General features: G+C 69.6%; 10 protein-coding genes. 4 read left to right on the top strand and 6 right to left on the bottom strand.

Going from position 1 to position 12,880, the window contains the following annotated elements:
• Nucleotides 1-44 precede the first annotated feature (44 nt).
• The 3 genes from ACIP63_RS17905 to ACIP63_RS17895 form a co-directional block, all read right to left on the bottom strand.
• Complete coding sequence (locus ACIP63_RS17905; RefSeq protein WP_401516596.1) at nt 45-1,484, bottom strand: Gfo/Idh/MocA family protein; 1,440 nt, start codon at nt 1,482-1,484, stop codon at nt 45-47.
• A gap of 344 nt (nt 1,485-1,828) precedes the next feature.
• Entirely contained in the window at nt 1,829-4,771 is a 2,943-nt protein-coding gene (locus ACIP63_RS17900; RefSeq protein WP_401516594.1) for an FAD-binding and (Fe-S)-binding domain-containing protein, read from the bottom strand.
• A 45-nt stretch (nt 4,772-4,816) separates the two neighbouring features.
• On the bottom strand, nt 4,817-5,263 hold the full coding sequence (locus tag ACIP63_RS17895; RefSeq protein WP_104790661.1) for a MarR family winged helix-turn-helix transcriptional regulator: 447 nt from the start codon (nt 5,261-5,263) through the stop codon (nt 4,817-4,819).
• A gap of 152 nt (nt 5,264-5,415) precedes the next feature.
• On the opposite strand from ACIP63_RS17895, the gene ACIP63_RS17890 reads away from it, so the two are divergent.
• Both ACIP63_RS17890 and ACIP63_RS17885 read left to right on the top strand, forming a co-directional pair.
• The gene (locus tag ACIP63_RS17890) at nt 5,416-7,221 is read left to right on the top strand and encodes an ABC transporter ATP-binding protein (RefSeq protein WP_401516593.1); all 1,806 of its coding nucleotides are present in this window, start codon (nt 5,416-5,418) and stop codon (nt 7,219-7,221) included.
• A gap of 52 nt (nt 7,222-7,273) precedes the next feature.
• Entirely contained in the window at nt 7,274-7,909 is a 636-nt protein-coding gene (locus ACIP63_RS17885; protein ID WP_401516592.1) for a hypothetical protein, read from the top strand.
• A 322-nt stretch (nt 7,910-8,231) separates the two neighbouring features.
• Here ACIP63_RS17885 and ACIP63_RS17880 read toward each other — a convergent pair whose 3' ends face one another.
• Nucleotides 8,232-9,308, bottom strand: a complete 1,077-nt coding sequence (locus ACIP63_RS17880) for an FAD-dependent oxidoreductase (RefSeq protein WP_401516591.1) — start codon at nt 9,306-9,308, stop codon at nt 8,232-8,234.
• Nucleotides 9,309-9,383: 75 nt separating this feature from the next.
• On the opposite strand from ACIP63_RS17880, the gene ACIP63_RS17875 reads away from it, so the two are divergent.
• Nucleotides 9,384-9,806, top strand: coding sequence for a secondary thiamine-phosphate synthase enzyme YjbQ (locus tag ACIP63_RS17875; protein ID WP_401516589.1), 423 nt, complete (start codon nt 9,384-9,386; stop codon nt 9,804-9,806).
• Between the two features lie 85 nt (nt 9,807-9,891).
• Here the strand turns inward: ACIP63_RS17875 and ACIP63_RS17870 are convergent, their stop codons facing one another.
• Both ACIP63_RS17870 and ACIP63_RS17865 read right to left on the bottom strand, forming a co-directional pair.
• Nucleotides 9,892-10,995, bottom strand: a complete 1,104-nt coding sequence (locus ACIP63_RS17870; RefSeq protein ID WP_401516588.1) for a histone-like nucleoid-structuring protein Lsr2 — start codon at nt 10,993-10,995, stop codon at nt 9,892-9,894.
• On the bottom strand, nt 10,992-11,693 hold the full coding sequence (locus ACIP63_RS17865) for an RHS repeat-associated core domain-containing protein (RefSeq protein ID WP_401516586.1): 702 nt from the start codon (nt 11,691-11,693) through the stop codon (nt 10,992-10,994). Before ACIP63_RS17865 ends, ACIP63_RS17870 begins: the two co-directional genes overlap by 4 nt.
• A gap of 361 nt (nt 11,694-12,054) precedes the next feature.
• Here ACIP63_RS17865 and ACIP63_RS17860 point away from each other — a divergent pair, with 361 nt between their 5' ends.
• Nucleotides 12,055-12,306, top strand: a complete 252-nt coding sequence (locus ACIP63_RS17860) for a hypothetical protein (RefSeq protein ID WP_401516585.1) — start codon at nt 12,055-12,057, stop codon at nt 12,304-12,306.
• The last annotated feature ends 574 nt before the right edge of the window (nt 12,307-12,880 follow it).

The following is a 12,880-nucleotide window of genomic DNA, read 5'->3' as shown; positions in this document are numbered from 1 at the left end:
TTCGGTGCGGGGGACCGGGCCCCGGTGCCGGGGCCCGATCCGGCCTACTCGTCGGGCTGTTGGGAGTCCATGCCCGGGCGTGCTTTCCTCCACTCGCCGCGGGTGAAGTCCGGGATCTGCTGCGGGGCGCCCCCGGCCTTGATGGAGAGGTGGCTCAGCGGGACCGGCGCGGTCCAGGTGGCCGCGTCGTACACGTCGAAGTCGGGTACGAGCCCGAGGCGCATGCACTGCATCAGCCGGAACACCAGCATGTAGTCCATCCCGCCGTGACCACCGGGCGGGTCGGCGTGCTCCTTCCACAGCCAGTGGTCCCAGTCGGCGTACGCGGAGAAGTCCGCCCACTGGTCGTCGGTGTGATCGGGCTCCAGATAGATGCGGGCCGGGTAGTCCTCGAAGACGCCCTTCGTGCCTCCGAGGCTGTTGATCCGTGAGTAGGGGTGGGGCGTCGACACGTCGTGCTCCAGGCGGATCACCCGGCCCTTGGCCGTCCGGACGAGACTGATCGTCCGGTCGCTCTCGATATAGGTCTCCTTCCAGCTCGGGTCGCCCTTCGGCATGTGCTTCTCGCGGTACTCGGCGAGGCCGAGCGACGGCGAGCCGACGCTGGTGATGGACACCGCGCGGTCGCCGCGATTGACGTCCATGTAGTTGGCGACCGGCCCGAAACCGTGGTTGGGGTAGAGATCACCGCGCAGCCGGGTGTGCCACAGCCGCCGCCACGGGCCCTCGTAGTAGTCGGGGTCGAACATCAGCCCGCGCAGATCGTGGTTGTACGCGCCCGCGCCGTGCAGCAGATCACCGAAGAGGCCGGCGTGTGCCATCCGCAGCACCCGCATCTCGTTCTGGCCGTAGCAGCAGTTCTCCAGCTGCATGCAGTGCCGCCGGGTCCGCTCGGAGAGGTCGACCAGCTGCCAGAGCTGGTCGAGCCGCAGGGCGACCGGACACTCGACGCCGACGTGCTTGCCGTTGAGCATGGCGGTCTTCGCCATCTCGAAGTGGAAGTCCCAGGGCGTGGCCACGTAGACGAAGTCGATGTCGCCGCGCTTGCAGAGGTTCTCGTAGTCGTCCTCGCCGTTCGTGTACACGGCGGGCGTCGGCTGGCCCGCCGCCGTGACCTTCGCGGCGGCCCGTTCGGCCTTGTCCTTCACCGGGTCGCAGACCGCGACGACCCTTACCCCGGCCACGGCGAGGAAGAGATCGATCATGCTGCCGCCGCGATTACCGAGCCCCACGATGCCGACCCGCACGGTGGAGCGGCGGTCGAAGGGGACGCCGGCCATGGTGGCGCCCTTGCGGGCGGGGGAGGCGGCGGCCGGCACGTTCTCCTCCGCCGCCGCGGCGGTGCCGCTGCCGAGGGTTCCGAAGCCGAGTCCGACGCCGGCGATTCCGGCTGCCCCGGCTGTGGTGCGAAGCACGGAACGACGGCTCAGCGAGCCGTCGTCCGTGTTCAGAGGGTCCAGGTCCTGTGGTGCGTCGTCATTCATCGAGCCTCCAGAAAGGGCGATCCGACGGTGCGCAGACGAATCCGGGGGCCCACGACGAGGCGGGCGCCCGGACCTTGGTAAGGACCTTGAACGGTGGGGCTGTTGTTGTGCAAGGGATGCGATTGGACTCTCGCGCGTAAACCATGGACTTTGCTGCGGCCGTCAGCCAGGCGTCGGTGTGGACGGGCATGGGGGAGTGGCCGACGAGGCGGCGGCAGGCTGCCGGCTCCGCGGATCAGGGAGCGGACTGCGGGCGTGCGCCCGGGTTTCAGACGTGCGGGCGTGCGGGCGGTTCCGGCGTGCGGGCGTGCGCCCGGCGTCGGCGTGCGGGCGCGCGCCCGGCTTCAGAGGACCGGCCGTGTGGCCCGCTCCAGCTCGATCAGCGCCGAGCGGTAGGGGTGGCCGGTGGCCCGGTCCATGCCGATCTCGCACATCCGGTTGGCCGAGAGATACGCGTCGTACTCCCGGGCGCCCACCTCGGCACCCTCCTTGGCGGTCGCCGAGTCCGTGAGCTCCTTGTGCAGCATGCCGCGGTCGCCCGCGAAGGCGCAGCAGCCGGCGTCGTCGGGGACGACGACCTCCTCGGCGCACGCCTCGGCGACCGTACGCAGCTGTGCCACGTCGCCGAGATGCTGCATGGAGCAGGTCGGATGGAGTACGGCGGAGCCCGTCCTGCGGAACACGGTCAGGGCGGGAAGCAGCTCCTCGGCCGCCCAGACGAGCGAGTCGACGACGGTCAGCTCGCTGTGCAACTCCCGGTTGGCCTCACTGAGATGGTGCACCACCTCGTGCGCCAGGCCCAGGGTGCAGGAGGAGGCGTCGACCACCAGCGGCAGCCTGCCCCCGGCGGTCCAGCCCCAGGCGGCCTCCACGATGCGGTTGGCCATGACCGCGTCGGCCGCGTCGTAACCCTTGGAGTGCCAGATCGTCGCGCAGCAGGTCCCCGCGACGTCCCGGGGGATCCACACGGGCTTCCCTGCCCGCGCCGACACGGAGACCACGGCGTCGGCGAGCGACAGCGCGCCCTGGTCCTCGGGTCCGGCGAAGATGCGGTTCACGCAGGCCGGGTAGTAGACGGCACTCGCCCCCGCCCGCGAGGTCGGGGGGAGCCTGCGCGAGGCGGCGCCGGGGATCTCCGGCAACCACTCCGGCACGAGATCCGGCCGGACCGCCCGGCGGGCGAGCCTGGTCACGGCCCCGAGCGCCCGGTCACGGGCCGCTCCGGGCACGGCGTGGGCAGCGGCGACCGCGAGCCGTGCCGTGGTCTCCACCGCCGTGAAGTACTTCGCGGTGAGCACCGCGACCCGCTCCTCGCGGGCGGAGTGCCGCTGGTGGCGGAAGTCCTTCATCATCGCGCCGGTGTCGATGCCGACCGGGCAGGCCAGCTTGCACGTGGAGTCGCCCGCGCAGGTGTCCACGGCGTCGTAACCGTAGGCGTCCAGCAGGCCTGCCTCCACGGGGGAACGGTCCGGCTGGCGCATCATCTCCCGGCGCAGCACGATCCGTTGACGCGGAGTGGTCGTCAGGTCCTCGCTGGGGCACGTCGGTTCGCAGAAGCCGCACTCGATGCACGGGTCGGCGACCGGCTCGACCGAGGGGATCGTCTTGAGCCCGCGCAGATGTGCCTTCGGGTCGCGGTCCAGGACGATCCGCGGCGCCAGCACCCCCTCGGGGTCGATGACCTGCTTCGTGCGCCACATCAGCTCGGTCGCCTTCGGGCCCCACTCCAGCTCGAGGAACGGGGCGATGTTGCGGCCGGTGGCGTGCTCCGCCTTCAGCGACCCGTCGAAACGGTCGACGACCAGCGCGCAGAAGTCGTCCATGAACGCCGCGTACCGCTCGACGTCGGAGGGCTTCGCGGCGTCGAAGGCGAGCAGGAAGTGGAGATTCCCGTGTGCCGCGTGGCCGGCGACGGCGGCGTCGAAGCCGTGCACCGCCTGGAGCTCGAGCAGCGACTCGCAGGCCTCCGCGAGCCGGGACGGCGGCACGGCGAAGTCCTCCGTGATCAGCGTCGTGCCCGACGGACGGGAGCCGCCGACGGCCGTGACGAACGCCTTCCGGGCCGTCCAGTACCTCGCGATGGTCCCGGCGTCCCGGGTGAACTCGTTGGTGACGGAGACGGCCGGCACGACGAGGTCGAGACCGCTGACGACCGAGGCCGCCGCCTGCTCGCACGCCTCCAGCGCGGTCTCGTCCGGGGCGCGGAACTCCACCAGGAGCGCCGCCGTCGCCCGCGGGAGACCCGCCCAGTCCGCGGGAACGCCCTGGACCCTCACCGAGGCGCGCAGCGTGTTGCCGTCCATCAGCTCCACGGCGATCGCGCCCGCCTCGTTGAACCGGGGCACCGCTGCCGCCGCCGAGGCCAGGGAGGGGAAGAACAGCAGCGCGGAGGAGACGTGCCGGTCCAGGGGCAGGGTGTCGAAGACGACCTCGGAGATGAAGCCGAAGGTGCCCTCGGAACCGACCATCAGCCCTCGCAGGATCTCCACCGGGGTCGCTCCGTCGAGGAACGCGTCGAGGCGGTAGCCGTTGGTGTTCTTGATCTCGTACTTGGCGCGGATCCGGGCCGTGAGCGGGGCGTCCGCCTCGATCTCCGCCTTGAGAGCCATCAGCCCGTCGCACAGGCGCGGCTCCGCGTGGCGGAGCAGCTCGTCGGCATCGGGCTCGGCCGTGTCGACCACCGTGCCGCTCGGCAGGACGAAGGTGAGGGAGGAGACCGTGCGGTACGAATTGCGCGTCGTCCCCGCGGTCATCCCGGAGGCGTTGTTCGCGACGACCCCGCCGACGGTGCAGGCGATCGCGCTGGCGGGATCGGGGCCGAGTAGCCTGCCGTGCCGGGCGAGCGTGATGTTCGCCCGCATGACGGTGGTACCCGGGCGGATCCGGGCCCGTGCCCCGTCGTCCAGGACCTCGATCCCCGTCCAGTGCCGGCGTACGTCCACGAGGATGTCCTCGCCCTGCGCCTGACCGTTGAGGCTCGTGCCCGCCGCCCGGAAGACGACGTCACGGCCCTTGCCGTGCGCGTAGGAGAGGATCGCGGAGATGTCGTCGATGTCCTCGGGGACCACGACGACCTGCGGAAGGAAGCGGTAGGGGCTGGCGTCCGAGGCGTAGCGCACCAGGTCGGAGATCTTCCACAGGACCTTCTCCGCGCCGAGCAGGGCGGTCAGACCGTCCCGCAGCTCCGCCGGAGTCCCCGACGCCTTCCAGCCGGGCACCCGATCGGGGGACGGCGTGCGTGCCGTCCCAGGGCGCAGGGCTTCCGGCTCCGGCTCCAGCAGCGGCATGTCAGATCCCCTCGACGGCGCGGTGCGGTGGTCGCACCGCGTGCCTCAGCAGCGGCGGCGCTCCGGCATCCCGTCGACCAGAGCGGTGAGCAGTCCGCCGAGCACCTCACGCTGTTCGGCGGTCAATGGAGCCAGGATCTCCTCCGCGGCGGCCTTGCGCGCGTCGCGCATCGAACGGAGCACGGCGCGGCCCTCCTCGGTGATCTCGATACGGACCACCCGGCGGTTGGCCGGATCAGGGGCGCGCCGCACCCGGCCGCTCGCCTCCAGGCCGTCGACCAGAGTGGTCACGGCCCGTGGGACGACGTCCAGACGCTCTGCGAGATCGGCCATCCGTGGCGCGCCGTCGTAGTGCGCGGTCGTGCGCAGCAGGCGGAACTGGGCCGGGGTGATGCCGATCGGCTCCAGCTGCCGGCTCTGGATGCGCTGGAGGCGGCGGGTGAGCCGCAGCAGCTGCTCGGCGAGCATGCCGTCGGAGTCGGGGGAGTCCATGAGGGAACATTATCAGGACCTTGTTCATTGTGAATAGAGGTAACAATGAGCTAGGCTCTTGAAAGTTCGCCCTTCCCGTCAGCTCGGCCGGCCTCCGTGCGGGCTGACGGACGCACGGGCGTCCCCTCATTCGCACGCTCTCGAAGGAGCCCATGAAACCCGACGAACCCGTCTGGACACCTCCAGCCGCAGGCGCGGGGCAGCCGCCCGCCGAGCTGCGCCGCATCTTCCGGCTCTTCCGGCCCTACCGCGGCAGACTCGCCGTGGTCGGGCTGCTGGTCGGCGCCTCCTCCCTGGTGTCGGTCGCCTCCCCGTTCCTGCTCCGCGAGATCCTGGACACCGCGATCCCCCAGGGGCGCACGGGGCTGCTCACGCTGCTCGCGCTCGGCATGATCCTCACCGCCGTGATGAACAGCGTCTTCGGCGTCCTGCAGACCCTGATCTCCACGACGGTCGGCCAGCGCGTCATGCACGACCTGCGCACCGCCGTCTACACGCAGTTGCAGCGGATGCCGCTCGCCTTCTTCACCCGGACCCGCACGGGCGAGGTCCAGTCCCGCATCGCCAACGACATCGGCGGCATGCAGGCGACGGTCACCTCCACCGCCACCTCCCTGGTCTCCAACCTCACCTCCGTCATCGCCACCGTGGTGGCCATGCTCGCGCTGGACTGGCGGCTCACGGTCGTCTCGCTGCTCCTGCTGCCCGTGTTCGTCTGGATCAGCCGGCGAGTCGGCCGGGAGCGCAAGAAGATCACCACCCAGCGTCAGAAGCAGATGGCCGCCATGGCCGCCACGGTCACCGAATCGCTCTCGGTCAGCGGAATCCTGCTCGGCCGGACCATGGGCCGCTCGGACTCGCTCACCAAGGCCTTCTCCGAGGAATCGGAGCGCCTCGTCGACCTCGAAGTGCGCTCCAACATGGCGGGGCGCTGGCGGATGTCGACCATCGGGATCGTGATGGCCGCCATGCCCGCCGTCATCTACTGGGCAGCGGGCCTCACCCTCCAGTCGGGTGCGACGGCGGTCTCCATCGGCACCCTGGTCGCCTTCGTCTCGCTCCAGCAGGGCCTCTTCCGGCCGGCGGTGAGCCTGCTCGCCACCGGTGTCCAGATGCAGACGTCCCTCGCCCTGTTCGCGCGCATCTTCGAGTACCTCGATCTCCGGGTGGACATCACCGAGCCCGAGAAGCCCGTCCGGCTGGAGGAGATCCGCGGCGAGATCGCCTTCGAGGACGTCACCTTCAGCTACGACGAGAAGAGCGGCCCGACCCTGAGCGGCATCGATGTGACCGTGCCCGCCGGGACCGGCCTGGCAGTCGTCGGCCCCACCGGATCGGGCAAGTCCACGCTCAGCTACCTGGTGCCGCGGCTGTACGACGTCACGGGGGGTCGGGTCACCATCGACGGCGTGGACGTCCGCGACCTGGACTTCGACACCCTCGCCCGGGCCGTCGGTGTGGTCTCGCAGGAGACCTACCTCTTCCACGCCTCGGTCGCCGAGAACCTCCGCTTCGCCAAACCGGACGCCACCGACGAGGAGATCGAGGCCGCCGCCCGCGCCGCCCAGATCCACGAGCACATCGCCGGCCTGCCCGACGGCTACGACACCCTCGTAGGCGAACGTGGATACCGATTCTCCGGCGGCGAGAAGCAGCGGCTGGCGATCGCCCGCACGATTCTCCGGAACCCGCCCGTGCTGATCCTCGACGAGGCGACGAGCGCCCTCGACACCCGTACGGAACACGCAGTGCAGCAAGCCATCGACTCCCTTTCGAAGGGCCGCACCACGCTCACCATCGCGCACCGGCTCTCGACCATCAGGGACGCCGACCAGATCGTCGTGCTGGACGACGGCCGTACGGTCGAGCGCGGCACCCACGAAGAACTGCTCGCGCAGGACGGACGCTATGCCGCCCTGATCCGCCGCGACAGCCATCCGGTCCCGGCCGCCACCTGAGGGACGGGATCCGGCTGCGAAGCCGTCGGCGGGTGCGGCATGATCCCCACGCATGAGAGCACTGCTCGGGGTGGAACTCCCCGGATACCGGCCCCTGGACAGCGACGGCGGCGCCCAGGGCGAGGCCTGGATCAACGACGACGGCGATGTGCTGTCCCTGCACAACTTCGCACTGCCGCCCGACCTCCCGGCCGGCCTGGACGACGGCCCCGCGCTGCGGACCACCCTCACCCACTGGACCGCTCAGGCGGGCGGCGGACTCATCGAAGCGTCGGTGAAACAGCTCGGGGGCCTGCCCGCACTCCGGCAGATACTCAAAGTGCCACTGCCCCGGCAGCCCAGCGGGCAGGTGTTCATCGGCAGCTTCACGGTGCCCCGCCGGCAGTGCAGCACCGTGGTGAAGATCCAGGCACCCGAGCGCGGGATGACAGGGATGCGGGAAGCCGTCGTGATGGCCGAAGTCGGCCCCGACGCGTACTTCCGCCCGCACCCCTACGCACCGGATGTGCGGGGCGGCCTTCCCTTCCATGTGGCGGACCATCTCCGCTGGGACTCGAAGTTCCCCGACCACCCGCTCAGCCGGGTACGCCGTACGCTCGACGCGCTCACCGAGGCGGTCACGGTGGATCCGCGTTTCGCGGGCCTGCCCCCGTTCACCGGACCCACCGTCAGGGACCCCCGGTCCTGACGGAGCGGACACACGGAAGCGCCGCCGCTCCCGTGGGACGGGGAGCGGCGGCGCCGTGGTGCAGGAACGATCAGACGAGCCAACCCACGAAGTGGACGACGCCGGCAAGCAGGTTGGTCAGGAAGTTCATCTGGTGATTCTCCTTGTGCGTGGTGCATCTGTGGGACATGCGCGGTAGCGGTCTGCAGCCCGCTGTGTGCATGTAGTAATCGTCCGGTGTCGCGCAGTAGTTGAGCAACCAGATCCGGAACGACCACGCGTTCGAGCGAACATCCGATCCCGTGTTCGCGTGTTCTGCTCCTGGCGTGGCACCCGAGCGGGATCAGACCGGCACGCTGTCCAGGAGCCGGGTGACCGAACGGACGGCCTGCCGGCCGGCCCGGTTGGCGCCGACGGTGCTGGCGGACGGGCCGTAACCGACGAGGTGGACGCGTGGGTCCCGTACGGCCCGGGTGTCCTCGACGCGGATGCCACCGCCCGGTTCGCGGAGCTTCAGGGGTGCCAGGTGATCGACGGCCGCCCGGAAGCCGGTCGCCCAGAGGATCACATCGGCGTCGACGGTCCGGCCGTCGGGCCAGGCCACCCCGTCCGGCGTGATCCGCTCGAACATGGGGAGCCGGTCGAGCACACCCTGCTCGCGAGCGCGCCGGACCGCGTCGTTGAGCGGCAGTCCGGTCACGCTGACCACGCTCTGAGGCGGAAGCCCCCGGCGTACGCGTTCCTCCACCAGTGCCACCGCGGCCCGCCCCTCCTCCTCCCCGAACGGCCCGTCGCGGAACACCGGGGGGCGCCGCGTCACCCAGTACGTCTCCGCCGCGACCTCGGCTATCTCCATCAGGTGCTGGGTGCCCGACGCGCCGCCGCCGACCACGACGACCCGGAGGCCGGCGAACTCCTCCGGGCCCGGATAGCTCGCGGTGTGCAGCTGCCGCCCCCGGAACGTCTCCTGACCGGGATAGCGCGGCCAGAACGGGCGGTCCCAGGTGCCGGTGGCGTTGATCAGGGCCCGCGTGGCGTACGTACCCTCGGAGGTCTCGACCAGCAGCCGCCCGGCTTCACCGTCGCGCACGGCGCTCACCTCGACAGGCCGGTGCACCCGCAGGCCGAAGCGGCTCTCGTACGCGTCGAAGTACGCTCCGATCACCTCGGACGAGGGACGGCTGCCGTCGGCGCCCGTCAGCTCCATGCCGGGCAGGGAGTGCATGCCGTGCACCTTGCCGTACGTGAGCGAGGGCCAGCGGAACTGCCAGGCGCCGCCGGGCCGGGGCGCGTGATCCAGCACGACGAAGTCCTGGTCGGGGCGGAGTCCGGCACGGCGCAGATGATAGGCGGCGGACAGCCCCGCCTGCCCGGCGCCGATGACGACCACGTCCAGCTCACGTGTCCCGAAGTTGTTCACGTTTCTACCAACCCAGACCCGGACCCGGATCTTCCCGGTGGGCGCGGCCCGCCCCGACGACGAGAGAATGGGGCCATGTCCGACACCTTTGCCACACACCTGCTGAGCGTCACCACGGGACGGACCGAAACGGTCATGGACCTGACGGAAGACTGCACGCAGTTCCTGGACCGCGCCGCGCACGGACGGGACGGCCTGCTCAACGTCTTCGTCCCCCACGCCACCGCCGGGATCGCGATCCTGGAAACGGGCGCAGGCAGCGACGACGACCTCCTCGGCGCGCTGCAGACCCTGCTCCCCGCCGACGACCGCTGGCGCCACCGCCACGGAAGCCCGGGCCACGGCCGCGACCACGTGCTCCCGGCACTGGTGCCGCCGCATGCCACCTTGCCGGTGATCGGGGGGAGGCTGGAACTGGGGACGTGGCAGTCTGTGTGTCTGGTGGATACCAACATCTCTAATTACAACCGCCAGGTGCGGCTGTCGTTCCTCGGGTAGGCCGATTCAGTCGGGTAGTCGCGTCCGAGCTGAGCTGTATCAGCGGGAATGCTCCATGCGACAGCTATAGGCGACCAGTTGTGGCTCAGACGGTGTTGCCCCGTTTCCAAGCCTCGATAATCTCGATGGGGATGCGGCCGCGGTCGGGGAGGGGATGGCCGTTGGCGCGGGCCCATGCGCGGATTTCGGTCGGGTTCATGGAGTCCTGCTGGTCGGTTGGGGTGGTCGGCTCCACGATCGGGCGGGCGGGGGTGAACGTGGTCCCGTTGTCGAGGAGGTCTTCCGGAAAAGAGGGGACCCGCGTCGTGCCGCCGATGACCGCGAGGAGGAACTGGGTGAGGGTTCCGGTGAAGGTGTACCAGGGGGCGCGCAGAGCCTGGTTGACCGCGACATCCCACGCGTCTGGCTTGTCCGAGGGCTGTGTGACCCAGAAGAGGTAGTCACCGTTCCCGGTGACTCCTGTGGCGAAGAGTTGCTCCGGGGGGTGGGGCAGTGGCCACGGCAGCCGGGCGTTGTGCCTGACTTCTTCGATCTGCTGCCGAAGTCGGGCGGGCATAGGCCCGGTGAGAGCTGCCGCTTCGCGGGGGGCGTGCGGATAGTACAGAGAGAGGAAATTGCAGAACTCCCCAGGACCATATGTGGCCATGAGCTGCTTGTAGTCCTCGGGAAGCCGCATGCCGAGTTCTGTCTCGACCGGGCTCCAATCGAGGGCTGAGGGAGGTGACGCGGGGGGCGGGCAGATAGTGGTCAGCGCGGTCAGGGTGGTCATGGTGACTCCGGGGAGTATCAGGGGCCAGGTTCGTCGTGAGCTGGGTTGGCGGATGTCTTCCTGGTCGAACCGGAGCTTTCCATCTGGTCCCTTCCGGTGGCCGAAGGCCTCGAGGTGAATGCTCTCCGGCGGTGAGTCGGGGTCGTCGTTCACGTATTCCAGGTAGACGTTGTATGTGACAACGTCACCATCCGCGACAGCGTCATAGACTCTTTGTTCGAACATACTCATCCACGGCGTGTTCGTCGGGTTCTGCGAGATGGTGAACAGATTCTTCCATTCATCCCCGGAACCGCCGAGTTGATTGGCCAGCATGTGCCCGCGGGCCTGTCCCACACCCGACTGGTAGCCCGGCGGGAAGATGGTGTTCCGTGCGTCGGTGCCCTCATCGAGCATGTTTCGGGTCACGATGGCGTTCATCTCGTACGGCCGGCTGTGTTCATCAAGGGTCCACCGGACCTGTCCGCCCCATGTGGGATCCGCCGTGCAGCCGGCCAATCCCAGCGGATCAAGGAAAGCACCAGGGGGTTGGGGACGTATGCGTAGTGATTGATCGCCGGTGCGAGGCCCAGGGGATCAGGCGACAGATACCGGCCCAGATCCGGGTCGTAATAGCGGTTGAAGTTGTAGTGCAGTCCGGTCTCCGGATCGAAGTACTGGCCGGGGTACCGCAATGGTGTGTAGGCAACGCTGTCCTTGTTCCACTGCGTGGCTCCCCACACCGTGCTTCGGGCCCGCCAGGCCAGAGAGCCGTCGGTGTACACGAGTTCGGTAGGAGCGCCCACCAGGTCGGTGACGATCGCGAAGAATCGCCGATCGAGCTCGTTCTGTTCGCGGTCGAACTTGAACTCACGCTGGCACAGCGGCTGGAGCCCGGCGTAGTCCCAGACCACGGCGGTCCCGTTGGTACGTTCCTCGGCCAGCAGCGCGCCGTCCCACCGGTAGGTCGTGGTTTCGACCATGTGGTGGTCCGGGGCCGGGGCCAGGCGTTGTTTGGCCAGCCGTCGGCCCAGCGGATCGTAGAGGTAGCGCCAGTCCGATCCTTGAGGGGTACGCACATCCGTGAGGCGATCTTCTGCGTCCCACTGGAAGTGCCATACGAGGACTCTGCCGCTCAACGTTTTTGTCCTGCGCTGCGTGACTCGGCCCTGCTCGTCGTACGTGTAACGGGTACGGCCGGCTCGGGTGATACGGGTCCCCTCATAGAGCCCGATCTCCAGCGGCCGCCTGGCCTGGAGCCCGGGCGGCCAGGGCGGTCCGGGATTGGTCGCCGGCGGCGTTGTAGGCGTATTGCTCGCTCCACCCGTCCGCCTGGACTTCTTCGACTCGACTGGCGGAGTCCAACGAGAAGGTACGTTGCCCGGTCAGGCTGTCGCGGTTGAGCTTCCTGGGCTGACCAAGATCGCCTCGGGGCCGTGCCGTCGAGTCCTCGTGCCTTGCGTGCTCGAACGGAGAGAACCTTGCAAGGTACGACCCCACGTGTGCATCGGACGCCCCTACGACGGATGCGGTAAATGCCTGCTCGGAGTGCGGCCGCTGCCGCGCGTGCAGGTGGCGACATCGTCCCCTGGGCGCCGGTGGGAGAACGTGCTCACAGCCGCCGCGTCGCTGGGGCGCAACGTCGGCGACTGCGTGAACACCGGATACAAGATGCGGGCAGGGCCACCGGCCGCCGCGGTGGACGTCCTGCGCGTCGAGCACGGGGCCGGTCGCAGGAGCGGCGGCCGCTGATGCGGACCGAGTTACCGCTCGATTCCCGCGATGAGGAGTGCGGCAAGCCGGGCCAGGGCCGTTCCGGGCTTGGCGATCCTGAGGCGGGCTCCGCCGGCAACGACGTACGGCCGGGCCTTCGTCCGGGTCACTGCCACATTGAACGGGCGGAGGCCATTGTGGTGCCAGGCGTTGGCCCCAGGCTGCCGCCGCTGCCGTCCACCGTGTCGAAGACGACGACGTCAACTCCCGGCCCTGGGACCGGTGGGCCGTGTCGGCCTCCGCGAGTGGGCACCCCGCGCCTTCGTCGTCGCGCAGCGCTTCCGGGGTGGCCTCGGCCTGGACCGTACGGCGTGAGCGTGCCGGCCTCTTCACTCTGTTCGCGGTGGAGTTCCACCAGCGCTCGCGCGATGAGTGACCCGGCGGGCCGCCATGCTTTGCGGCTGCCGGTCAGGTGGGCGCGAGCCGGCTCGTTCAGACCATCGGTGTGATGAGGACGATCTCGGGGTCGTTGTCCGGCCTCTGCCACAGCATCTGGAGCCGCCTGTGAGGACGTCTCCGTACATGCGGTCGTTGCCCACGCGTATGACGGCCA

This window comes from Streptomyces sp. NPDC088746 (assembly GCF_044751065.1).
Classification (GTDB): Bacteria; Actinomycetota; Actinomycetes; order Streptomycetales; family Streptomycetaceae; genus Streptomyces.
This window is presented reverse-complemented; position numbering and strand designations above follow the sequence as displayed.

Coding starts and splice junctions, on each gene's coding strand:
- ACIP63_RS17905 (WP_401516596.1), bottom strand. CDS start 1,484: ATGAATGACGACGCACCACAGGACCTGGACCCTCTGAACACGGACGAC.
- ACIP63_RS17900 (WP_401516594.1), bottom strand. CDS start 4,771: ATGCCGCTGCTGGAGCCGGAGCCGGAAGCCCTGCGCCCTGGGACGGCA.
- ACIP63_RS17895 (WP_104790661.1), bottom strand. CDS start 5,263: ATGGACTCCCCCGACTCCGACGGCATGCTCGCCGAGCAGCTGCTGCGG.
- ACIP63_RS17890 (WP_401516593.1), top strand. CDS start 5,416: ATGAAACCCGACGAACCCGTCTGGACACCTCCAGCCGCAGGCGCGGGG.
- ACIP63_RS17885 (WP_401516592.1), top strand. CDS start 7,274: ATGAGAGCACTGCTCGGGGTGGAACTCCCCGGATACCGGCCCCTGGAC.
- ACIP63_RS17875 (WP_401516589.1), top strand. CDS start 9,384: ATGTCCGACACCTTTGCCACACACCTGCTGAGCGTCACCACGGGACGG.
- ACIP63_RS17870 (WP_401516588.1), bottom strand. CDS start 10,995: ATGAACGCCATCGTGACCCGAAACATGCTCGATGAGGGCACCGACGCA.